The organism is Pseudomonas putida, from assembly GCF_002025705.1.
Lineage (GTDB): Bacteria > Pseudomonadota > Gammaproteobacteria > Pseudomonadales > Pseudomonadaceae > Aquipseudomonas > Aquipseudomonas putida_J.
Map to the genome: position 1 here is coordinate 4,666,520 of NZ_CP018846.1, position 23,139 is coordinate 4,689,658.

At 63.6% G+C, this 23,139-nt stretch carries 20 protein-coding genes; 5 read left to right on the forward strand and 15 right to left on the reverse strand.

Annotation, left to right across the window (positions count from 1 at the left end; translation table 11 throughout):
• Positions 1 to 37 precede the first annotated feature (37 nt).
• From guaB to BUQ73_RS21195, 3 genes are all read right to left on the reverse strand, one after another.
• Positions 38 to 1,507 (reverse strand): IMP dehydrogenase, encoded by a 1,470-nt coding sequence (guaB, locus tag BUQ73_RS21185; RefSeq protein ID WP_012270723.1) that lies wholly within the window; start codon positions 1,505 to 1,507, stop codon positions 38 to 40.
• An 86-nt stretch (positions 1,508 to 1,593) separates the two neighbouring features.
• On the reverse strand, positions 1,594 to 2,151 hold the full coding sequence (locus BUQ73_RS21190) for a hypothetical protein (RefSeq protein ID WP_060484620.1): 558 nt from the start codon (positions 2,149 to 2,151) through the stop codon (positions 1,594 to 1,596).
• Between the two features lie 45 nt (positions 2,152 to 2,196).
• The gene (locus tag BUQ73_RS21195) at positions 2,197 to 2,952 is read right to left on the reverse strand and encodes a sulfite exporter TauE/SafE family protein (protein ID WP_079229546.1); all 756 of its coding nucleotides are present in this window, start codon (positions 2,950 to 2,952) and stop codon (positions 2,197 to 2,199) included.
• Between the two features lie 97 nt (positions 2,953 to 3,049).
• Between BUQ73_RS21195 and BUQ73_RS21200 the strand changes: the two genes are divergently transcribed.
• From BUQ73_RS21200 to leuA, 4 genes are all read left to right on the forward strand, one after another.
• Positions 3,050 to 3,928, forward strand: coding sequence for a LysR family transcriptional regulator (locus BUQ73_RS21200; RefSeq protein ID WP_079229547.1), 879 nt, complete (start codon positions 3,050 to 3,052; stop codon positions 3,926 to 3,928).
• A gap of 266 nt (positions 3,929 to 4,194) precedes the next feature.
• Positions 4,195 to 5,574: an exodeoxyribonuclease VII large subunit gene (gene xseA, locus BUQ73_RS21205; protein WP_079229548.1), complete on the forward strand. Its 1,380-nt coding sequence runs from the start codon at positions 4,195 to 4,197 to the stop codon at positions 5,572 to 5,574.
• 3 nt (positions 5,575 to 5,577) lie between these two features.
• Positions 5,578 to 6,405 carry a M23 family metallopeptidase gene (locus BUQ73_RS21210; protein WP_079229549.1) on the forward strand — a complete coding sequence of 276 codons (828 nt, stop codon included), beginning with the start codon at positions 5,578 to 5,580 and terminating at the stop codon, positions 6,403 to 6,405.
• 433 nt (positions 6,406 to 6,838) lie between these two features.
• Positions 6,839 to 8,512 carry a 2-isopropylmalate synthase gene (gene leuA, locus BUQ73_RS21215; RefSeq protein WP_079229550.1) on the forward strand — a complete coding sequence of 558 codons (1,674 nt, stop codon included), beginning with the start codon at positions 6,839 to 6,841 and terminating at the stop codon, positions 8,510 to 8,512.
• 234 nt (positions 8,513 to 8,746) lie between these two features.
• Here leuA and BUQ73_RS21225 read toward each other — a convergent pair whose 3' ends face one another.
• The 3 genes from BUQ73_RS21225 to zwf are packed head-to-tail and all read right to left on the reverse strand — an operon-like array spanning position 8,747 to position 11,614.
• Positions 8,747 to 9,427, reverse strand: a complete 681-nt coding sequence (locus tag BUQ73_RS21225; protein ID WP_079229552.1) for a bifunctional 4-hydroxy-2-oxoglutarate aldolase/2-dehydro-3-deoxy-phosphogluconate aldolase — start codon at positions 9,425 to 9,427, stop codon at positions 8,747 to 8,749.
• A gap of 17 nt (positions 9,428 to 9,444) precedes the next feature.
• On the reverse strand, positions 9,445 to 10,158 hold the full coding sequence (gene pgl, locus BUQ73_RS21230) for a 6-phosphogluconolactonase (RefSeq protein WP_079229553.1): 714 nt from the start codon (positions 10,156 to 10,158) through the stop codon (positions 9,445 to 9,447).
• On the reverse strand, positions 10,145 to 11,614 hold the full coding sequence (gene zwf, locus BUQ73_RS21235) for a glucose-6-phosphate dehydrogenase (RefSeq protein ID WP_027920156.1): 1,470 nt from the start codon (positions 11,612 to 11,614) through the stop codon (positions 10,145 to 10,147). The genes pgl and zwf overlap by 14 nt, the downstream gene beginning before the upstream one ends.
• Positions 11,615 to 11,825: 211 nt before the next feature.
• Here zwf and hexR point away from each other — a divergent pair, with 211 nt between their 5' ends.
• Positions 11,826 to 12,689, forward strand: a complete 864-nt coding sequence (gene hexR / locus BUQ73_RS21240) for a DNA-binding transcriptional regulator HexR (RefSeq protein WP_192858729.1) — start codon at positions 11,826 to 11,828, stop codon at positions 12,687 to 12,689.
• On the opposite strand, the gene BUQ73_RS21245 is transcribed toward hexR, so the two are convergent.
• From BUQ73_RS21245 to gltR, 9 genes are all read right to left on the reverse strand, one after another.
• Entirely contained in the window at positions 12,682 to 13,536 is an 855-nt protein-coding gene (locus BUQ73_RS21245; protein ID WP_079229555.1) for a D-hexose-6-phosphate mutarotase, read from the reverse strand. The genes hexR and BUQ73_RS21245 overlap by 8 nt on opposite strands.
• Positions 13,537 to 13,653: 117 nt before the next feature.
• A complete protein-coding gene (locus BUQ73_RS21250) occupies positions 13,654 to 14,997 on the reverse strand; it encodes a carbohydrate porin (RefSeq protein WP_079229556.1) in 1,344 nt (447 codons plus the stop codon).
• A gap of 41 nt (positions 14,998 to 15,038) precedes the next feature.
• Positions 15,039 to 16,193 carry an ABC transporter ATP-binding protein gene (locus tag BUQ73_RS21255; protein WP_079229557.1) on the reverse strand — a complete coding sequence of 385 codons (1,155 nt, stop codon included), beginning with the start codon at positions 16,191 to 16,193 and terminating at the stop codon, positions 15,039 to 15,041.
• A gap of 3 nt (positions 16,194 to 16,196) precedes the next feature.
• Positions 16,197 to 17,054, reverse strand: coding sequence for a carbohydrate ABC transporter permease (locus BUQ73_RS21260; RefSeq protein ID WP_079229558.1), 858 nt, complete (start codon positions 17,052 to 17,054; stop codon positions 16,197 to 16,199).
• On the reverse strand, positions 17,047 to 17,955 hold the full coding sequence (locus BUQ73_RS21265) for a carbohydrate ABC transporter permease (protein WP_027920162.1): 909 nt from the start codon (positions 17,953 to 17,955) through the stop codon (positions 17,047 to 17,049). The genes BUQ73_RS21260 and BUQ73_RS21265 overlap by 8 nt, the downstream gene beginning before the upstream one ends.
• A 206-nt stretch (positions 17,956 to 18,161) precedes the next feature.
• Positions 18,162 to 19,448 carry an ABC transporter substrate-binding protein gene (locus tag BUQ73_RS21270; RefSeq protein WP_079229559.1) on the reverse strand — a complete coding sequence of 429 codons (1,287 nt, stop codon included), beginning with the start codon at positions 19,446 to 19,448 and terminating at the stop codon, positions 18,162 to 18,164.
• Between the two features lie 104 nt (positions 19,449 to 19,552).
• Positions 19,553 to 20,803 (reverse strand): AGE family epimerase/isomerase, encoded by a 1,251-nt coding sequence (locus tag BUQ73_RS21275; RefSeq protein WP_079229560.1) that lies wholly within the window; start codon positions 20,801 to 20,803, stop codon positions 19,553 to 19,555.
• Positions 20,804 to 20,904: 101 nt separating this feature from the next.
• Positions 20,905 to 22,359 carry an ATP-binding protein gene (locus BUQ73_RS21280; RefSeq protein ID WP_079229561.1) on the reverse strand — a complete coding sequence of 485 codons (1,455 nt, stop codon included), beginning with the start codon at positions 22,357 to 22,359 and terminating at the stop codon, positions 20,905 to 20,907.
• The gene (gene gltR, locus BUQ73_RS21285) at positions 22,340 to 23,065 is read right to left on the reverse strand and encodes a two-component system response regulator GltR (protein WP_079229562.1); all 726 of its coding nucleotides are present in this window, start codon (positions 23,063 to 23,065) and stop codon (positions 22,340 to 22,342) included. The genes BUQ73_RS21280 and gltR overlap by 20 nt, the downstream gene beginning before the upstream one ends.
• Positions 23,066 to 23,139: the final 74 nt, after the last annotated feature.

A 23,139-nucleotide genomic window follows, 5' to 3' on the forward strand; every position in this document is an offset into this window, starting at 1 on the left:
GTCATGACAGCCCCGCTTGCTAATGTTGCTGGAAGCCTCAGCCTACGCGGTAGTTAGGGGCTTCTTTGGTGATTTGCACATCATGCACGTGGGACTCGGCCATGCCGGCACCGGTGATGCGTACAAATTCCGGCTTGGTGCGCATCTCTTCGATGGTTGCGCTGCCGGTGTAGCCCATGGACGAACGCAGGCCGCCCATCAGCTGGTGGATGATCGCGGCCAGGGCGCCTTTGTAAGGAACGCGGCCTTCGATGCCTTCCGGTACCAGCTTCTCGGCGCCGGCCGAGGAGTCCTGGAAGTAACGGTCGGACGAGCCTTGCGCCTGTGCCATGGCACCCAGCGAGCCCATGCCGCGGTAGGCCTTGTAGGAACGGCCCTGGAACAGCTCGACTTCGCCCGGTGCTTCTTCGGTACCGGCGAACATCGAACCCATCATCACGCAGGAGGCGCCGGCAACGATGGCCTTGGACAGGTCACCCGAGAAACGGATGCCGCCGTCGGCGATCAGTGGCACGCCAGTGCCTTCCAGTGCAGCGGCGACGTTGGCGATGGCGCTGATCTGTGGCACGCCGACACCTGCAACGATACGGGTGGTGCAGATCGAGCCTGGGCCGATACCGACCTTGACGGCGTCGGCGCCGGCTTCAGCCAGGGCCTTGGCCGCGGCGCCAGTAGCGATGTTGCCACCGATCACCTGCACTTGCGGGTAGGTTTCTTTCACCCAGCGAACGCGGTCGATAACACCTTTGGAGTGACCGTGAGCGGTGTCGACCACAACCACGTCAACGCCGGCAGCAACCAGTGCGGCAACGCGCTCGCCAGTGTCCTTGCCGGTGCCGACCGCAGCGCCGACGCGCAGGCGACCCTGGTCGTCCTTGCTGGCCAGCGGGTAGGCCTTGGCCTTTTCGATGTCCTTGACGGTCATCATGCCCTTGAGGTTGAACTTGTCGTCGACGATCAGGACTTTTTCCAGACGGTGCTTGTGCAGCAGCTCGCGGACTTCGTTCTTGTCGGCGCCTTCACGGACGGTGACCAGACGCTCTTTCGGCGTCATCACGTCGCGGACCTTGGCGTCCAGACGGGTTTCGAAGCGTACGTCACGGGAAGTGACGATGCCGACCAGGTCGCCGTTCGCCAGTACCGGAACGCCAGAGATGTTGTTCAGGCGGGTCAGGTCGAACAGGTCACGCACGGTGGCGTCAGCCTCGATGGTGATCGGGTCCTTGACCACGCCAGCCTCGAACTTCTTGACCTTGCGTACTTCGCCGGCCTGCTGTTCGATGGTCATGTTCTTGTGGATGATGCCGATGCCGCCTTCCTGGGCCATGGCGATGGCCAGGCGCGCTTCGGTCACGGTATCCATGGCAGCGGAAACCAGCGGAATGTTCAGCTCGATGCCACGAGTCAAACGGGTCTTGAGACTGACTTCATTGGGCAGTACCTCGGAGTAGCCAGGTACAAGGAGGATATCGTCGAAGGTCAGGGCTTCTTGGCTGATACGCAGCATCGCGGGGGCTCCCGGGCGGGAAAAATGGAAGCGCGCCATTATACTCATCCACGGCGCGCCGCTCAATGCAAAATAAGGGCCTTCGGTCAGCCTTGTGGCAGTTTTACCTGCACCACTGCCACTGGCTGGTCGAGCCAGTCGGCGAAGCTGTCGAGAAAGGCCTGGGTAAACCCGGCCTCGCCCCAGTTGTTGAAGATGAACCCCAGGTTGGAAAAGGCACATGGCTGCAGATAAATGAAGCCATTGATGTCGTCTTCATGGCCGCACAGCGGGCAGGTGAAGTTGTCGCTCACCGCCGGCATCCACTCTTCCAGGCTTTCGAACAGCGGCTCGCCCACCTCGCGCCGGCACTCCGGGCAACCGGCTTCCTCGAGGAAGCCCTCGGTCGGGGTATAGATGCAGCGCTTGAGCATCACTTCCAGGCCATTGGCCTGTTCGCCAAACGGCAGCTTATCCGGGTGCAGGGCGACCTTGCGCGCCCCCTCGGCCAGGGCATGGCCCATGCGGTTGCCGGTGCGCCCGCAGGTGGTCAGTTGTTCTTCGACGATCTTCTCGCGCACCAGCCAGCGCAGGATGGCCCGCGAACGGGCCTCATGCGAGGGCACGGTGGACAGCTTGGGGACGATGATGCTCTGGGTGTTCATGAACGAAGCGGCCTGCGGACTGCGGTAATCCTGCAATTCTACCGCTCAGCCGCTCAGGTAGCGACCGATCAGCGCCAGGCCGCTGGCCAACACCAGCCAGGTGACCAGGCGCACGAAGGCTTCGCGGGACAGTTTCAGGGTCAGCCGGCGACCGGCCCAGAGGCCAATGAACATCACCGGCAACAGACAGACAGCGAGCAGCATCAGGCTGGTGTCGGCATATACGCCAGCAATCAGGAACAACGACAGGCGCACGAGGGTGCTGCAGCTGATCAACGCGCTCTGGGTCGCACGCACCTGTTCCTTCACGTCGAGGCGTGCGCTCAGGTAGATGGCATAAAGGAAACCGCCGCTGCCAAACAAAGCGCCAAACAGCCCGCCAATCGTCCCCATCGGCACCGCCCAGAGGCCCGACAACCGGGCCGGCCGCACCTTCACCGCCAGGCCATAGATCGCATAGGCGGTGACGAATAGGCCCATTAGCAGCAACAGCAGGTCGGACTTCAGGTGCAGCAGGAACACCACGCCCAGGGTGCAACCCACGGCCATGCACGGCAACAGGCGCAGCAGCTCGCCGCGCACCACGTCGCGACGTGACGGCAGCAGGTTGCCGAAGGCGGCGACGAAGTCCAGCAGCACCAGCAGCGGGATGATGCGTGACAGGGGCATGAAGTGGATCAGTATCGGGCCGGCCACCAGTGCGGTGCCGAAGCCGGCAATGCCGAAGACGATGTAGGCAGCGCCGACACCGAGCAGGACGGGCAGCCAGTCAAGGCCGGAAAACGACAGCTGGGCGAGCATGGCAACAGTTCCTGGGAAGACAGGCAAAGGTTAGCCAGCCGTAAGCCATGCCGACTAATATGCCTTTAGCACCACACCCATCTCGAAAAGGCATGACATGACGTCGATCCGGCAGTTGCGTTACTTCGTGGAAATCGCCGAATGCGGCAGCTTCAGCGGTGCCGCCGAGCGGCTGTACATCGCCCAGTCGGCGCTGAGCCGACAGATCAAGGAGCTGGAGCAGCAACTGGGCACTCCACTGTTCGAGCGCACCGCGCGCCTGCCGCGCCTGACGCCGGCCGGCCAGACCTTCCTGGAACGTGCACGGCGCTTGCTGGCCGACCTGACGCAGGCTGAGCAGGTGACCCGCGACATTGGCGAAGGGCTGCAAGGCAGCCTGCGCCTGAACCACTCCAGCACGGTACCGCTGACCGGACCATTGCTGGCTCGGTTGGGCGATTACCTGCGGGGCAACCCAGGGATTGCACTGGAGATTGCCCAGCAATCGTCAGAGGCGCAGCTGGAGGATATCGCCGCAGGGCGGCTGGATATCGGCCTGTTGCGCTTGCCGGTGTTGCGCCAGCATGAAGGCGTGGTGCTGCATCAATTGTTCAGCGAGCCATTGTTGCTGGCGGTTGCCGCTGGCCATCCACTGGCTGACGCTGCTCAGGTGAAGCTTGAGCAGTTGCGTGAAGAGCGCTTTATTTCGATTCCGCACCGGGACCGTGGCGGGCTGAGCTACCTGTCGGCCTCGTTGTGCATGGCGGCGGGCTTTTTCCCTGGGGCGGCGCAGGTGCTGTCGCGCAAGACCACGCAGTTGCAGTTGATCCAGGCCGGGTTCGGGGTGGCGCTGTTGCCGGCGTGCATGAGGGACATTGCCCCGGCGTCGATCAGCTTCGTGGCATTGGAAGGGGCATGCGAAAGTACCGTGGCGCTGGCCTGCCGGCGCGATGCGGGGCAGATGGTGCATCAGTTCGTGGCGGCGATGCAGGGTTGATGGACCTCATCGACGGCAAGCCAACCCACAGTTACTGCGCTGAGCTGAGCCTATGCGAGGTCATTTGTGGGAGCGGCCTTGTGGGAGCGGCCTTGCGTCGCGAAAGGACCGCAGAGCGGTCCCAGGGTTTCAGCTCCGCCACATAAATTGTCGGGGCCGCTTTGCGGCCCTTTCGCGACACAAGGCCGCTCCCACAAGGTCCGCGACAAGTCTGACTACTGGGCCGGGACAGACAACCGGGGCCGATGTCCTTTATGATGCCCGCCATGATCAGAGACCCCTTCGAACGACTCGGCCTGGACCGCGAGGTCCTCACCGTCAGCCAGCTCAACGGCCGCGCCCGCGTGCTGCTGGAAGACGTGTTCCGCAGCGTCTGGGTGGAAGGCGAGATATCCAACCTCGCCCGCCCGGCCTCCGGCCACATGTACTTCACCCTCAAGGACAGCGGCGCCCAGGTGCGCTGCGCGCTGTTCCGCCAAAACGCCACGCGGGTCCGCCAGGCCCTGCGTGATGGCCTCGCGGTGCGTGTGCGTGGCAAGGTCTCGCTGTTCGAGGGGCGTGGCGACTATCAGCTGATTCTCGACACGGTCGAGCCCGCCGGTGATGGCGCACTGCGCCTGGCCTTCGAGGCACTGAAGGAAAAGCTTGGCGCCGAAGGGCTGTTCAGCGCCGAGCGCAAGAAGCCGCTACCGGCCCATCCGCAACGCATCGGCATCATCACCTCCCCCACCGGCGCAGTGATTCGCGACATCATCAGCGTGTTCGGCCGCCGCGCCCCGCAGGTAGAGCTGAACCTGATTCCCACTGCCGTGCAGGGCCGCGAGGCGATCAACCAGATTGTGCGCGCCTTGCAGCAGGCCGACCGGCTGGGCTTCGACGCGCTGATCCTGGCCCGCGGTGGTGGCTCGCTGGAAGACCTCTGGTGCTTCAACGAAGAAGCCGTTGCGCGTGCCGTGGCCGCCTGCGTGACGCCGATCGTCAGCGCAGTGGGCCACGAGACCGATGTATCGATCAGCGACTTCGTCGCCGACGTGCGCGCCCCTACGCCGTCGGCCGCCGCCGAACTGCTGGCCCCTGACAACAGCGGCCTGCAGCAGCGCCTCGACGGCCTGCAACGGCGCCTGCTGCTGCGCATGCAGAACCGCCTGACCCACGACCGCCTGCGCCTGGAGTCGCTGACCCGGCGCCTGCGCCACCCCGGCGAGCGCCTGCGCCAGCAGGCGCAACGCCTGGACGACCTGGACATGCGCCTGCGCCGCGCGTTCATGCTCAACCTCAATCAGCGCCGCGAGCGCCTCGCTCGGCTGGATACACGCTTGGCGGCGCAGCACCCGGGGCGCACGCTGAAACTGCTGGAGCAGCGCCTGGACAGCCTCGCCGAGCGCCTGCCACGGGCCATGCGTGAAGTGCTCAAAGACCGCCGCCAGCGCTTCCAGGCGCAACTTCAGACACTGCAAGTGGTCAGCCCGCTGGCGACCCTGGCTCGTGGCTACAGCATCCTCCTCGACGAGCATGGCCAGGCCATTCGCAGCGCCGAGCAGACCCGCAATGGCCAGCGCCTGACTGCCCGCCTGAACCAAGGCGAGCTGCAGGTACGCGTGGAAGACAATCACCTGACCCCGGTCACCCTCTCTTTACTGGACTGACACATGCCCCGCCTGCTCGCGCACCTGCTCGCCCTCTCCCTCATGCTGCTGGCCGCAGGCGCCCAGGCCAGCTACATCACCCGCACCCTGAACAAACCTGTACCGGGTGGTGTGGCGGTGGTCGACCTCGGCCCGGCAGCAACGGCGCCGAGCGCGCGCTTCGATGGCAAGCCGGTGCTGGTGGTCAAGGAGCAGGACAGCTGGCTGGCCATCGTCGGCATCCCGCTGACCCAGAAGCCTGGCACCGCCATGCTGACCCAGGGCGGCCGCACCCTGCCCTTCAGTGTCGGCAGCAAGAAGTACCCCGAACAGCACATCACCTTGAAGAACACCCGCCAGGTCAACCCGAACCCGGACGACCTCAAGCGCATTGACCGCGAGCTGGCCGAGCAGATCAAGGCGTATCGCAGCTTCAGCCCGGTATTGCCAAGCAACCTGATCCTCGACAAACCCGTCAACGGGCCGCTGTCGAGCAAATTCGGCGTGCGCCGCTTCTTCAATGGCGAGGAGCGCAACCCGCACGCCGGGCTGGACTTCGCCGTGCCGGCCGGCACGCCGATCAAGACCCCGGCCAACGGCAAGGTGATCCTGGTGGGTGATTACTTCTTCAACGGCCGCACGGTGTTCGTCGACCATGGCCAGGGCTTCATCAGCATGTTCTGCCACATGTCGAAGATCGACGTGCAGGTTGGCCAGCAACTGCGCCGCGGTGATGTGGTCGGGCGCGTGGGCTCGACCGGGCGGGCGACCGGGCCACACATGCACTGGAACGTCAGCCTGAACGATGCACGGGTCGATCCAGCTATCTTCATCGGCGCATTCCAGCCTTGAGACCGTGGCGCCTGCTTCGCGGGTAAACCCGCTCCCACAAGGGCCAGTGCTGCCTTCAGGCCTGCACAAATCCCTGTGGGAGCGGGCTTGCCCGCGAAGAGGCCGGCACAGCCGACACCACTTCCCCTCTGTTGCGCCATCGAAAAATACCGCGCAAGAATTCAAAGACCTGAAATAGTTTTCAGCGATAAAATCTCGCCATCGAGCTTTTTTTAAGCATTCCTCTCAATTTTTTCCGAACACTTGCCATCCCCCACCTCACTGGTTAGGGTTGAGGGCATGAAAACCTTCAGCACCCTCATCCTGCTCCGACAACATCGCAGCCTCTGCCTGGTCAGCGCCCGACTACCAGGCTGATTCGCGTCGCCTCGCCTCTTCATCTCGTTATTGCTCGGCAGGCCCGATCTCGGCCGCACACAAAAGGATTGCTTCCATGACCATGCTCAAAGACCCATCGAAGAAATACCGCGCTTTCCCGACCATCGACCTGCCTGACCGTACCTGGCCGTCGAAAACCATCACCGCCGCGCCGATCTGGTGCAGTTCCGACCTGCGTGATGGCAACCAGTCGCTGATCGAGCCGATGGATTCGGAGAAGAAGCTGCGTTTCTGGAAGACCTTGGTGCAGGTTGGCGTGAAGGAAATCGAAGCCTCGTTCCCATCGGCCTCGCAGACCGACTTCGACTTCGTGCGCACCCTGATCGAAGACGGCCACATCCCGGATGACACCACCATCCAGGTGCTCACCCAGGCCCGTGAAGACCTGATCGCCCGTACCTTCGAGTCGCTGCGCGGCGCGAAGAAGGCCATCGTTCACCTGTACAACGCCACCAGCCCGTCGTTCCGTCGCATCGTCTTCAATCAGGACAAGCAAGGCGTGAAGGACATCGCGGTGAACGCGGCCAAGCTGTTCGTCAAATATGCCGCCCAGCAGCCGGAAACCCAGTGGACCTTCCAGTACTCGCCAGAAACCTTCAGCGCCACCGAAATGGAATTCGCCAAGGAAGTCTGTGACGCGGTCATCGAGGTGTGGAACCCGACCCCCGAGCACAAGGTCATCCTCAACCTGCCGGCCACCGTGGAAGTGTCCACGCCGAACATCTACGCCGACCAGATCGAGTGGTTCTGCCGCAACGTCAGCCGTCGCGACAGCGTGATCATCAGCCTGCACTGCCACAACGACCGTGGCACCGGCATCGCGGCCACCGAACTGGGCCTGATGGCTGGCGCCGACCGTGCCGAAGGCTGCCTGTTCGGCAACGGCGAGCGCACCGGCAACGTCGACCTGGTGACCCTGGCCTTGAACCTCTACACCCAAGGCATCGACCCGCTGCTGGACTTCTCCGACATCGACGGCGTGCGCAAGGTGGTCGAAGAGTGCAACCAGTTGCCTGTGCACCCACGTCACCCGTACGTCGGCGACCTGGTCCACACCGCTTTCTCTGGCTCGCACCAGGACGCCATCCGCAAAGGCTTCGCCAAGCAGCAGGAAGGCGAGCTGTGGGAAGTGCCGTACCTGCCGATCGACCCGGCCGACATCGGCCGCAGCTACGAGGCGGTAATCCGCGTCAACAGCCAGTCGGGCAAAGGCGGCATCACCTACCTGCTCGAGCAGGAATACGGCATCAGCCTGCCACGCCGCATGCAGATCGAATTCAGCCAGGTGGTACAGGGTGAAACCGACCGCCTGGGCCTGGAAATGACCGCCCAGCAGATCTACAGCCTGCTGCACAAGGAATACCTCCAGGCCAACGCCCCGTATGCGCTGGTCAGCCACCGCCTGCAGGAAGAAAACGGCCACAGCGCCGTGGAAGTGGAAGTCGCCGGTGAAGGCGAAACCACCCTGCACTGGCGCGGCAAGGGCAACGGCGCCCTGGAAGCCCTGGTAGCCGGCCTGCCGGTATCGGTCGAGATCATGGACTACAACGAGCACGCCATCGGTGCCGGCACCAATGCAAAAGCTGCAGCCTACATCGAGCTGCGTGTGGCCGGCGGCCGCCCGGTGCACGGCGTGGGTATCGACGAGAACATCACCACGGCCAGCTTCAAGGCACTGTTCAGCGCGCTGAACCGCTCGCTGAGCCAGCAGGAAGCCAAGGCGGCTTAAGCGCTAAGCGATGAATGAAAGCCCGCATTACTTGATGCGGGCTTTTTTTTGCCTGTACTGGCCTCTTCGCGGGCAAGCCCGCTCCCACAGGTACTGCACAGTACTCAAAAGCTGTGTGGTCCCTGTGGGAGCGGGTTTACCCGCGAAAGGGCCGGCACAGCCAATGTACAAATTTCAGGCAAAAAAAAGGGGCGCCGACCAAGCACCCCATAAGCCGTAAAGCACACAACAGATTCAGTTGGCGTCCAGCAGCGCTATCGCCTCGGCACTGCACGCCTCGATCCGCGCCCAGTCGCCGTTCTTGATCCAGCTGCTGTCGAGCATCCAGGTGCCGCCCACGCACATCACGTTGGGCAGCGCCATGTAGTTGCGCACGTTGGCCGGGTTCACACCGCCAGTCGGGCAGAAGCGGATATCGCCGAAGGGGCCGGCAAAGGCCTTGATCGCTGCCACGCCGCCGCTGATTTCCGCCGGGAACAGCTTGAAGCGGCGATAGCCCAAGGCGTAGCCCATCATGATTTCGGACGGCGTGCTGATGCCTGGCAGCAGCGGGATCTCGCTGTCCACGCCCGCTTCGAGGATGTCCTGGGTGATGCCCGGCGTGACGACGAACTGTGCGCCAGCGGCTTCTACCGCAGCGAACATGCTGCGATCGAGCACCGTGCCGGCACCGACGCACAACTCTGGACGCTGCTCACGCAATACCTGGATGGCCTTCAGGCCATGCTGCGAGCGCAAGGTCACTTCCAGGGTGCGGATTCCGCCAGCAGCCAGGGCATCGGCCAGCGGCAGAATGTCTTGCTCACGGGCGATGGTGATTACCGGCAGGATGCGCGCCTTTTCGCAGATGGCATCGATCCGGGCGGCTTTATCCGCCATCGAAAGCTTTGGCTGTGGGCGTTCAAGGGTGGTCATGACAGTGGATCCTTGGCTCATGGGCACCAGTAGATGTCCAGGGGGTCGTGAAGAAAGGCGCGAATCGGCATTTCGGAAAGATCGTTGCCCGCCAGCGCGGCGCGCAGGGTAGCGAGTTTGCCCGGGCCTTGCACGGACAGCGCGATGAATGCCGCGCTGGCCAGCAGTGGGCGAGTCATCGACAGGCGCTGGTGCGGCACGCTCGGGGCCAGCATCGGCAGGCAGCGGCGCTTGCTGCTCGGGTCCAGGCCTTCGGTGAGGTTGGGGCTGTTGGGGAACAGCGAGGCGGTATGGCCATCGTCGCCCATGCCCAGCACCAGCACGTCGATTGGCGGTAGCTCTGCCAAAGCCTGATCGGCGCTGGCTGCAGCCGCGTCGAGGTTTTCGGCCTGCTGATAGAGCCCGACGAAACGCGCCTTGGCTGCAGCCCCCTTGAGCAGGTGGCGAGCCAGCAAGCCGGCGTTGCTGTCGGCGTGTTCCACCGGTACCCAGCGCTCGTCGGCCAGGCTGACGGTAACCTTGGCCCAGTCCAGTTGCTCATTGGCCAGCTGTTCGAGAAACGGCACCGGGCTGCGACCGCCGGACAGCACCACGCAGGCCTGGCCCTTGCTGGCAATGGCTGCGCGCAGGCGCTCGGCCACGTCGTGGGCCAAGGTTGCGGCCAGTGCCCGGGCATCTGCCAGATCGTGCACCTGCACGGTTGCTGGCAGCTTCAGTTCAGATATCGCCATACCACGCCCTCCCATCACGGGTGATCAATGCAATCGAGCTCATCGGCCCCCAGGAGCCCGCCGCGTAAGGCTTGGGTGCATCACCCGCGTTACGCCAACCAGCAATCAACTGGTCACACCACTTCCAGGCGTACTCGATCTCGTCCTTGCGCACGAACAGGTTCTGGTTGCCGCGCATCACTTCCAGCAGCAAGCGCTCGTAGGCATCCGGAATCCGCGTACTGCGCCAAGTGTCGGAAAAATTCAGCTGCAATGGGCCACTGCGCAGTTGCATGCCCTTGTCCAGGCCCTGCTCCTTGGTCATCACCCGCAAGGATATGCCTTCGTCCGGTTGCAGGCGGATGATCAGCTTGTTACCGACCTGCAAACGCTGCTCCGGGGCGAAGATGTAGTGCGGCGTTTCCTTGAAGTGGATGACGATCTGCGACAGCTTCTGCGGCATGCGTTTACCGGTGCGCAGGTAGAACGGCACGCCCGACCAGCGCCAGTTGCGAATGTCGGCGCGCAGGGCAACGAAGGTTTCGGTGTCGCTCTGGGCGTTGGAATTGTCTTCTTCCAGGTAGCCAGGCACTGGCTTGCCGTCGCTGTAACCGGCGATGTACTGACCACGCACCACACTGGTGCTCAAAGCCTCGCCGGTGATCGGTGCCAGTGCCTTGAGCACCTTGACCTTCTCGTCACGGATGCTGTCGGCCGACAACTCGCTGGGCGGGTCCATGGCGATCAGGCAAAGCAGTTGCAGCAGGTGGTTCTGAATCATGTCGCGCAGCTGGCCGGCCTTGTCGAAATAGCCCCAGCGGCCCTCGATACCGACCTTCTCTGCCACGGTGATTTCCACGTGGGAGATGGAATTCTGGTTCCACTGGGTTTCGAACAGGCTGTTGGCAAAACGCAGGGCGATCAGGTTTTGCACCGTTTCCTTGCCCAGGTAGTGGTCGATGCGATAAACCCGGCTCTCCGGGAAGAAGCGCGCCACGGCATCGTTGACCCGCCGCGACGACTCCAGGTCATGGCCGATGGGTTTTTCCAGCACCACCCGGGTGCGCGCCGCCAGGCCAGCCTTGTCGAGGTTTTCGCAGATGGCACCGTAAACGGCCGCCGCCGTGGCAAAGTAGGCGATCAGCGGCTGCTCACCCGTCAGCTGCCCGGCCAGAGCCACATAGCCCTCGGGCTGCAGGAAGTCCAAGTGCTGGTAGCGCAGGCGACCAAGAAAACGCCCCAGCGCGGCAGGCTCGATATCGGCCTCGGCCACATGCCGGCGCAAGTGCGCTTCGATGGTGTTCAGGTGATCCTCGGCGCTGCCGGCCTCGCGGGCCAACGCCAGCAGGCGGGTGTCCGCGTGCAGGAGGTTGGCACGGTCGAGCTGGTAGAGCGCAGGAAACAGCTTGCGCAATGCCAGGTCGCCAAGGGCGCCAAACAGGGCAAATGTGCAAGGTTCGACACTGATCGCAGCCATGATGTTGGTTCTTTCCTAAAGTTGGTCTAGGAATACCGCTTTCACACACGGTTTTCAAGGGATAATGTAGTAAAAACCACAACATTACACACAAGCGTTACAGACAAGTGGTACGCCAATCGCACCGACAGTACGATAGACGACCGTGCAAAAAGCCTGCTGCTCCCACAGCCGGCTGTCTTCCCGACCCAAGGACACACCCATGGACCGCGTGCGAAACCTCCTGGAACAGATCCAGAGCCGCCTCGACGAGCTGAACAAGGCCGAACGCAAAGTCGCCGAAGTCATCCTGCTCAACCCGCAACAAGCCACCCGCTTCAGCATCGCCGCGCTGGCCCAGGCGGCCAAGGTCAGTGAACCGACCGTCAACCGCTTCTGCCGCTCGTTCGGCGTCAGCGGTTACCCAGAGCTCAAGCTGCAACTTGCGCAGAGCCTGGCCAGCGGCGCGGCTTACGTGAGCCGTGCGGTGGAAGCCGACGACGACCCGGCAGCCTACACCCAGAAGATCTTCGGCAGCGCCATCGCCTCACTCGACAGCGCCTGCCAGCAACTGGACCCGCAGCAGGTCAGCCGCGCCGTGGACATGATGATCCAGGCCCGGCAGATCCACTTCTTCGGCCTCGGCGCCTCGGCCCCGGTAGCCCTCGATGCCCAGCACAAGTTCTTCCGCTTCAACCTCGCGGTATCGGCCCATGCCGACGTGCTGATGCAGCGCATGCTGGCCTCGGTGGCACACACCGGCGACCTGTTCGTGATCATCTCCTACACCGGGCGCACCCGCGAACTGGTCGAGGTGGCGCGCCTGGCCCGGGAAAACGGCGCCTCGGTACTCGGCCTGACCGCCGCCGGTTCGCCGTTGGCCCAGGCTTGCAGCCTGAGCCTGCATATCCCGCTGCCGGAGGACACCGACATCTACATGCCGATGACTTCGCGGATCATCCAGTTGACCGTGCTCGACGTGCTGGCCACCGGCATGACCCTGCGCCGCGGCGTGGACTTTCAGCCGCACCTGCGCAAGATCAAGGAAAGCCTGAACGCCAGCCGCTACCCGATCGAGGACGACGAACTCAACTGAGCCGGTGTGCCTGCAACCGCAGGTGCGCACGCTGCCCCGGCGCCAGGCTCAGGCCTTCGCCACTGCCGCTGGCTGCCTCGACACAGACAAAGCCCTGGCATTCACGGCCGCTGACACCCATCAGCGGCCGATTGCCCGGGTGCCAGACCACGGTGTCGTCACTGTCGCCGGTGTCGATGCACAGTTCCCGCTCCCAGGCCGGGTCCTGTAACTGCACGCGCGGCGTGCCCGGGTAGACTTTCTGGCAGCCACCCTTGAACTTGAGTGCGCCCTCCTCACGGCAGGCCTGGCGGCTCAGGCGATCATAACCTTCGATGTCCTCGAGCCCAGACAGCGCTATCTCGGACACGTCACTGATACGCCAGTAGGCCAGCAGCGCATGGCTCAGCTGGCACGGCTCGCTGTCCTGGTGCTCGGTGCTCAGGCTCAGTTCCATGCGGTTGCCAAGCCTTGCGTGCAGGTCTACCTGCCAGTCGCACAGGTCCAGCCGCCACTTCAGGCTTACGCCCTCCTCGTCTTCACGGCTATCCACCAGCTTCCAGTCCAGCAAACGTGCCCAGCCATGGGCCGGCCACAGGTCTTCGCTAGGGTGGCGCCCATACCAGGGCCAGCAAACCGGTACACCACCGCGAATGGCGCCCACTTGCGGCCATTGCTCGGCGCACCATAGCCACGGCCGCTCACCGGCCGGCTGGAAGTGCAGCAGTTGTGCACCCTGACGGCTGAACACCGCCTGGCAACGGGGATGATCGATGATCAGCACATCGCGCTGCTGGTAACGCTCCCACTCGAATGTCGGCCGGGGCCGCTGCGAGGAAAAGAAGCGATGTAGCGGATGTTCGGGCATGGTTCCAAGCTCTTGTTGTTTGAGATAGCGCTATCTCGGCCTGTCCCCGACAACCACTGCAAGCCAGTGGGTGCCGGGAGCCGAATTTGGATTGGCGTAAATTTACAACAAGTAGGCTTAGAAAGACGACTGAATCTTCAAACCTGCGACCAGCGCGTTGTCCACTTCGTCCACTGCGCCCGGGCTCTTGATGTACTGCAGGTTGGGCCGCACGGTCAGCCAGTTGGTGACGTGGAAGCCGTAGTAGAGCTCGGCGTTGTACTCGGTGCGCTGCAGCGGCACGAAGCCCGGGTTGTCGTAGTCATCGATACCACTCTGGGCATTGAGCAGCTCGGCACGCTTCTTCACGTCGTCATTCACATGAATACGCGCCACGCCAAAGCCGATGTCATCCTTGGGCCGGGCGTCGAAGGCGCCTTTGTAGACCAGGCCGACCTGTTGGTAGTTGTCGACCACGTTGGTGGCCTTGTCGTGCACGGTGAAGTTGGCGAACAGGCTCAGGCCGCGATTGATGTCGCCGCCGCGGGCAGTCACCTGCTGCTGCGCCACTACCCACCAGCCGTGCTTGCTCGAGTGTGACTTGAAGTCCTGCCCGGTGACCGCTTGCGGGTTGCCGTTGACGTCTTCGAACACGTCATCGGCCTTGGCTGTGCTGTAGTAGTAACCCAGGCGGTATTCACCCGGCAAGTCATTGACCTTGGGCGACCAGACCATCTCCACCGGCAGGATCGCGCCCTTGGTGCCGCTGCCGCTGAGCTTGAAGCCGTTGCCGGTATCCAGGTTCGACGGGTTCTGCTCGAAGGCACCGACCTGGACGAAGAATTCCGGGGTGATGTTGTACTTGACCCGCAGCGCCCACTGGCTGACCGGCCAGTTGTACCAGATGCCGCCGACCCAGTTACCCACCTGCGAGCCGCAGAAGGCCAGGTTCTGGAAGTCGCAGGGGAAGCTGTTGAAGTCCTCACCCTCACCGAAGCGGCCGACTTTCACGTCAAGCGCGCCGTCGAAGTACTTCTGCTTGACCCACATCTGCGTCAGGCGCCAGGTCTGGCCGCGGCCCCACACTTCCTGCACCGAACTGAACTGCCCGGCGCGCGGGTCACTGATGCGGTCATTGGACAGGTTGCGGCCACTGCGCTCGGTGATCGCCAGCTTGAACTCGGCATCGTGCCAGCCAAGGATCTTCTGCAGGTCCAGGTGCGCGCCGAGGGCGAACTGGTCACTGTAGCGCGCGGTCTTGTCGTCGTTGTAGCCGCCATGCAGGTTGCCGGCCACCTCGCCAACGTAGTCGAGGGTGAGGTCGTAGCCCTTGTCCAGCAGCTCGGTGCGGGTACCGCCCCAATCACCGGTCATCCATTTCGACTCGCTGGAAAATGCCTCGGCAGCCTGAACGCCACTGCTGCCGACCACGGCGAGCAGGGCCAGTGAACCCAAGGTCCTGATGCGATTGCGCTGTTCCATCCCTTTGCGTCCTCTTTTTTCTTATTGATGGTGTAGACGAGTTAGCGGCCTTTGAAGTGAGCCACGTTGTCCTTTACGGCGGTATTGCTGCTGGCCAGGTGCAAACGTTCACCGCTGTCGGCGTCGAACAGCAGCACCCGGGCCGGGTCGAACTGCAGGTTCAGGCTGTCACCCTCCCGGCAGGCGATGTCCGGCGCCAGGCGACAGCAGACCTTGGTCTGGTTGAGAGTGACGAATACCAGCAGGTCTGGCCCGGTGGGCTCGGTCACCTGCACTTCGGCGCGGATACCCGGCAGGCCGTTACCCTCGCTTGCACCCAAGGCGATCTGCTCGGGGCGGATGCCGAGGATGATCTGGCGACCGTCGAGGTCATCGCTGGCCGGCCCCAAAGGCAGTTCACAGCGCGCCTGGCCACTGTCGAGCACCGCCAGCAGGCGCCCTTCCTGCTTGCTCAGGCGCACCGGAATGAAATTCATCGGCGGCGAACCGATGAAGCTGGCGACGAACTGGTTGGCCGGGTCGTTGTAGATCTGCTGCGGCGTGCCGAACTGCTGGATGATGCCGTCCTTCATCACCGCCACCTTGTCGCCCAGGGTCATGGCCTCGATCTGATCGTGGGTGACATACACCGTGGTGGTCTTCAGGCGCTGGTGCATCAGTTTCATTTCAGTGCGCATCTCGACCCGCAGCTTGGCGTCGAGATTGGACAGCGGCTCGTCGAACAGGTAGATCTTCGGCCGCCGCGCCAGCGCCCGGCCCATGGCCACACGCTGTTGCTGGCCACCGGAGAGCTGCGCCGGCTTGCGCGCGAGCAGGTGCTCGATCTGCAGCAGCTTGGCCACCCGCGCCACCTCTTCGTCGATGGCTGCCTGGGGCATCTTGCGGATCTTCAGGCCAAATTCGATGTTCTCGCGCACGCTCATGGTCGGGTACAGCGCATAGGACTGGAACACCATGGCGATGTCGCGATCCTTGGGGCTCATGCCGCTGACGTCCTGATCATCGATGAGGATCGCGCCGCCAGTGATGTGCTCAAGGCCGGCGATGCAGTTCATCAGGGTCGACTTGCCGCAGCCCGAAGGGCCGACCAGGATCAGGAACTCGCCGTCCTTGATCGACAGCTGGATATCCTTGAGGGTGTCCGGCAAGCCGCTGCCGTAGGTCTTGTTCACATTGCGAAGTTCGAGCGTTGCCATGACTTACCCCTTGACCGCGCCAGCTGTGAGCCCGCGGACGAAATATTTGCCTGCCACCACGTAGACCAGCAGGGTTGGCAGGCCGGCGATCATCGCCGCTGCCATGTCGACGTTGTATTCCTTGGCCCCGGTGCTGGTGTTGACCAGGTTGTTCAAGGCCACGGTGATCGGTTGCGAGTCGCCGCTGGAGAACACCACGCCAAACAGGAAGTCGTTCCAGATTTGGGTGAACTGCCAGATCAGGCAGACCATGATGATCGGCGTCGACATCGGCAGGATGATGCGGCGGAAGATGGTGAAGAAACCGGCGCCATCCAGGCGCGCGGCCTTCACCAGGGCATCGGGAATGCTCACGTAGAAATTGCGGAAGAACAGCGTGGTGAAGGCCAGGCCGTAGACCACGTGCACCAGCACCAGGCCGGTGGTGGTGCTGGCCAGCCCCAGCTTGCCGAGGGTGAACGACGCCGGCAGCAACACTGTCTGGAACGGCAGGAAGCAACCGAACAGCAGCAGGCCGAAGAACAGCTGCGAGCCGCGGAAGCGCCACATCGACAGCACATAGCCGTTCAGTGCGCCGATGGTGGTTGAGATCAGCACCGCCGGCACGGTGATCATGATCGAGTTCCAGAAGTAACCACTGACCGTGCCCCAGGCCTTGACCCAGCCAATGCCGGTGACCACGGTGGGCCAGCTGAGCAGGTTGCCGGTGCTGATGTCTTCCGGGGACTTGAAGCTGGTCAGCAGCATCACCACCAGCGGCACCAGGTACAGCAGCACGGCAAGCAGCAACACGGCATGGATGGCGATGCGGCTCAGGGTCAGCGCCGGCCTGTCGGCAGGAGCATGTGATGAACTATGCATGGCGCTTGCTCCGCAGTTCCGAGTACAGGTACGGCACGAGGATCGCCAGGATCGCCCCGAGCATGAGGATGGCGCTGGCCGAGCCCATGCCCATCTGGCCACGGCTGAAGGTGAAGGAGTACATGAACATGGCTGGCAGGTCGGACGAATAACCAGGCCCACCGGCCGTCATCGCCGCCACCAGGTCGAAACTCTTGATGGCGATGTGCGCCAGGATCATCAGCGAACTGAAGAACACCGGGCGCAGGCTGGGCAGCACCACGGTCCAGTAGATGCGCGGCAGGCTGGCGCCGTCGATCTGTGCGGCGCGGATGATCGACTGGTCGACCCCGCGCAGGCCCGCGAGGAACATCGCCATGATGAAGCCCGATGCCTGCCACACGGCGGCGATCACCAGGCAGTACACAACCCGGTCAGGGTCGATCAGCCAGTCCAGGCGAAAGCCCTCCCAACCCCAGTCGCGCAGCAGCTTGTCCAGGCCCATGCCGGGGTTGAGCAGCCATTTCCAGGCGGTACCGGTGACGATCATCGACAGCGCCATGGGGTACAGGTAGATGGTGCGGATAAAGCCTTCGCGGCGGATGCGCTGGTCCAGCAGCACGGCCAGCAGCACACCGATGACCAGGCTGATGGCGATGAACAGGCCGCCGAACAGCATCAGGTTCTTGCTCGCCACCCACCAGCGATCGTTGTCGAACAGCCGGGCGTATTGCGCCAGGCCCGCCCACTTGTAGGTCGGCAGGAAGGTCGAGGTGGTGAAGGACAGGACGAACGTCCACAGGATGTAACCGTAGAAGCCCACCAGGACGATGAACATGCTCGGCGCCAGTACCAGTTTCGGTAGCCAGCGCTGCAGCGCGTCCAGGGGGGAGGCCCGCAGTTGGGCGGTTGCTGTTGTCATGGGTCACCTTTCAGGCGCTGCAACACTCTGTAGGGGCGGCCTTGCCGGGGCGCCGGACCGGTCGGAAAGGGCTGCGCAGCAGCCCCAGGGCCGGATGAACGAAGCTGTTCCGAAAGGACTGCGCTGCCTGCTATGGGGACCGCTTCGCGGTCCTATCGCGACGCAAGGCCGCTCCCACAATCAGGCCGCGCAAGCCTGAGACTCGCTTACTTGGCAGCCTTGATCGCCGCCGCCAGCTTCTTCGCCGCGTCGGCCGGGTCGGCCTTTGGGTCGTTGATGTAGTTGGTCACCACATCGAAGAATGCGCCCTGCACGGCCAGCGTGGTGGCCATGTTGTGCGCCATGCTCGGCTGCAGGCCGCCGGTCTTGGCGTCGGCGAGGAAGTCCTTGGCGGAGGTCTGGGCGCAGGCGTCGAAGCCGTACTTGCTCATGTCGGCGAGCATGTCGTTACGCACTGGGATCGAGCCCTTGTTGATGCTGAAGACCTTCTGGAAGTCCTGGCCCAGCACCTTGCGGGCGATGTCCTGCTGGCCGGCAGCAGTGCCCTTGTCTTTCTGCTTGAACACCACCAGCGAGTCGATGTTGTAGAGGAACGCTTTTTCGGTGCCAGGGAACGGCACACACTGGTAATCCTTGCCGGCGGTCTTCTTGGCCAGGGTCCATTCGCTCTTGGCCCAGTCGCCCATGATCTGCATGCCAGCCTTGCCGTTGATGACCTTGGCCGCCTCCAGGTTCCAGTCCTGGCCCTTGCCATCAGGGTCCATGTAGGTGGCGACCTTCTTCAGCTCGCTGAGCGACTTGACCATCTCGGGGCCGGTCAGCGCCGTTTCGTCCAGATCGACCATGGCTTTCTTGTAGCCCTCTGGCCCCATCACGGCCAGCACCACGCTTTCGAACACGGTGCTGTCCTGCCAAGGCTGGCCGCCATGGGCGAGCGGGATGAAACCGGCAGCCTTGAGCTTGTCGGCGGCGGCATAGAATTCGTCGAGGGTGGTCGGCGCCTTGTCGATGCCGGCCTTCTTGAATACCTCAGGGTTGATCCACAGCCAGTTGATGCGGTGGATGTTGACCGGCACAGCGACATAGTCGCCGTCATACTTCACGGTGTCGGCGACCTTCTTGTCGAGCAGCGCGTCCCACTGTTCTTCCTTGGCGACGCCCTTGAGCACGTCGGCATCGAGCAGGCCGGTGGCAGCCCAGTCCTGGATGTCTGGCCCCTTGATCTGCGCGACGCCAGGCGGATTGCCGGCTACTGCGCGGCTCTTGAGCACAGTCATGGCCGTGGCACCACCGCCACCTGCAACCGCGCCGTCCTTCCAGGTGAAGCCATCTTTCTCGACCTGGGCCTTGAGTACATCCACAGCGGCTTTTTCACCACCGGAAGTCCACCAGTGCACCACTTCGACGCTGCCTTTGGATTCGGCGGCGGAGGCGCTGAGCGGCAGGAGTGAGGCGAGGGAGATCGCGGCGGCGAGGCGGAGGGTCGATTTCATCGGAATACCTTTCTTGTTGTTATGCGGGGCAAGTCGGTCGCTTGCATTGCATGAAGTCTAATCAGCGCGCCCGCCTCGTCAGGTAACGAAGCGATGCGCGAATGTCATCGTTTGGTTACATAACGCGAAATGGCCGTCGCCAGGCTGGGCGCCAATGGCAGGCCCGGCAGCAGTACCGCCTGATAAGCGTGATACAGGTCCGGCTTGCCCGGCCAGATGGTGCCGGCAGGGTGGTTGTGCGTATCGAGCTCGTGGTGCCAGCTGCCGCCGGCACGGTCAATGAAATGGTTGTCGATGAACCCCCAGAAACATTGATACCACTGCTCGTAACGGGCTTCACCGGTTCTGCGCAACAGCGCGGCGGCCGCGGCGCACGCCTCGGCATGCACCCAATGCAGGCGCTGCCTGACGACCGGGCGGTTGTCCCAGTCCAACGTGTAGACGAAGCCAGGCTCACCATCGACGCCCCAGGCGTGGCGACAGGCGCTGTCGAACAAGCCATGGGCGCAGGCTAGCAACCATTCGGGTGCGGGCAGCCCGGCAAGGTGGAGGCTGGCCTCCAGGTGCAGCAGCAGACGCGCCCATTCCAGCGCGTGCCCGGGCGTTGTGCCATAAGGGCGGAAGTGGTCGGCGGGATGCTCCAGGTTGTAGTGCGGCACTGGCTGCCAGAATGCGTCGAAATGCTCGATGACCCGATAGCCGTTGGTGGCGGCATGGGTGTGGATGATGCGCTCGGCAATGCGCAACGCTCGCTGTAGCCAAAGCGTATTGCCAGTGGCATCGGCAAGCGCCAGGAACGCCTCGGTGGCGTGCATGTTGCTGTTGGCGCCACGGTAGGCTACAGGCTGCTGCCAGGCGCGGGAGAAAGTTTCACACAGGGCACCCTCCTGCTCGCACCAGAAGTGCCCTTCGATGACCGGCACAACCTCCGCCAGCAACTGCGCAGCACCGGCCGTGCCGGCCACCGTTGCGGAACTGGCAGCCAGCGCGACGAAGGCATGCAGGTAAGCAGACTTGCCACTGTCATGGATACCGTCGGGGTGCGCGAACCAGCCCTCGTAGGTGGCATCGTGCAGCCCCCCAAGCAGGGCTGTGACGCCATGCTCGGCGTAGGCCAGGCAGCCTGGCACACCCTGGATGTGCGCGAGGGCGAAACAATGGGTCATGCGCGCGGTGTTCATGGTTTCGGCGACAGCATCAGACGCCAGGCCGCCCGTTGCATCGAGGTTGCCGAAGCCTTCTGGCAACTTCGCGGTCTTGGCGAAGGCCAGCAGGCGCCGCCCTTCGGCCATAAGCCAGGCAGCATGGACAGGCGAGTCCAGCCAACTGCCAAAGGGGAGGTCGTTATGCTTCATGGGCCAGCGCGTTCCTTGCCAGTCGTCTGCGAAGTCTAGCCAGCCGTCCTGGCCGGCATGTCACGAAGAACAGCTGTTGTGTCACCAGTCTGTGACACGGCTCAATCCATGCCTCTGGGCAGGCACAGCGTCACCCGCAAACCGCCTTCGCGCAGGTTGAGCAGACTCACCTCGCCGCCATGGCTATGGGCAATGTTGCGCGCGATACCCAGGCCCAGACCGTAGCCCTGCTGCTTCCCGGCCAGGCGAAAATGCGGCTCGAATACCTGCTCCATCTGCTGCTGCGGCACACCTGGCCCCTGGTCATCCACCTGCAAGACGAAGCCCTCGGCACTGTCGATGATGCGCAGGCGCGCCCGCTCGCCATACTTGATGGCATTGTCGATCAGGTTGCCGATACAGCGGCGCAGGGCCAGCGGTTTGCCCGGGTACGGCGCCATGGCGCGCCCGTCTACGGTGATACGGCCGTCACCCAGATACGGCTCTGCGAGAATTTCCAGCACCTGATTGAGGTCGATTGGCTCGATGTTCTCGTGGATGTCGGTGTCCTTCACGCACTGCAGCGCCCCCTTGACCAGCAGCTCCAGCTCGTCGAGGTCGTGGCTGAACTTTGCCTGCAGGCGTTCGTCCTCGAGCAGCTCCACGCGCAGGCGCAAGCGCGTGATCGGTGTGCGCAGGTCGTGGGAAATGGCGCTGAACAACTGGGAACGCTCGGTCAGGTAACGGCTGATGCGCTCGCGCATGCTGTTGAACGCCCGCCCCACTTCCACCACCTCGCTGCCGCCGCCTTCGGCCACCGGCGCTACATCGGCGCCCAGTGACAGTTCGCGCGCGGCACGCGCCAGCCGCTTGAGCGGCCAGCTTTGCCAGTGCACCAGCAAGCCGATGAACAGCAGCAGCAAGGCGGTGGTCAGCGCGATGAAACCGATCTGCTGGCGCGGCAGGCGTTCGGCTTCAAGGCTGGTATAGGGCTCGGGCAGCAAGGAAGCGATGTACAGCCATTCGCCCTGGTCAAGACGAATCTGGGTCACCAGCACTGGCGGGTTGAGCGGCTCCAGGGTCAGCGAGTAATGCGCCCACGAGCGCGGCAGCTCATCGAGCTTCAGGCCACTGTTGAAGATGCGCAGGTCATCGGGGGCGACGAACTCGACGGAGATCTCCATCTGCTCGCCCAGGCGCTCGTGCAGTACCTGCTGGAACACATCGATCACTGCCTGCTTGCGCGGGGTAATGGGTAACACCGGCATGTCCAGCGGCTTGTCGTTGAGCGACACGAAGAAGCGCGTCCCACCCATGCTGCGCAACTGGTCGAGCACCATCGGCCGATAGGCCACCGGCAGCGAGCGGAAGTAGCTGACGCTGGCGCTCATGGAATGGGCCAGGCTCCCGGCACTGGCACGCAGGCCCTGCAACTGGCTGGCGCGCAACTGGGAGACCCAGATCAGGCTCGACAGGCCCTGGGCCAGCAGCACCACCAGCAAGGTCAGCAGCAGCATGCGCCCCAGCAGCGAGCGCGGCAGCAGGCGCCAGCGCCGCTCAGGAAGCGCAGCAGACATGGGCAGCCAGCAGGTAACCACTGCCACGCACGGTGCGGATCAGCCGCGGCGGCTTGTCGGTGTCGCGCAGGCGCTGGCGCAGGCGGCTGACCGCCATGTCGACGATACGGTCCAGCGGCATCGGCTCGCGGCCTCGGGTGGCATTGCCGATGGTGTCGCGGTCGAGAATCTGCTGCGGGTGATCGAGAAACAGTTTCAGCAGGGCAAAGTCGGCACCGGACAGAATCACTTCTTCGCCATCGCGGTGGAACAGGCGGTGGCTGATGGTATCCAAGCGCCAGTCATCGAAGGCCAGCACGGCACTGGCTGGCGCGGCCTGGCCGAACTCGCTGCGGCGCAACAGGGCCTTGATGCGCGCCTGTAATTCACGCGGGCTGAATGGCTTGCCCAAGTAGTCGTCGGCGCCCAGCTCCAGGCCGATGACGCGGTCGGCTTCGTCGGAGCTGGCCGTCAGCATGATGATCGGTACCCGCGCCTGGCGCGGATGCTGGCGCACCCAGCGGCACAGGCTGAAACCGTCTTCGTCGGGCAGCATGACGTCGAGGATCACCAGGTCGCAGGGGGTGCTTTCCAGGGCGCGGCGAAAGCCCTGACCATCGGCCTCGGCACGGACCTGGAAGCCGGCGCGGCTCAGGTAGGTTTGCAGCAACTCACGAATTTCCTGATCGTCATCGACCATCAGGATTGATTTTCCGGCAGTGCTCAAGGTATCCCGCCCTCTTGTTTATCACAGGTCTTCGCCTGCTCTCGGGTATTGCATTCAGGGGCCGCTTCGCAGCC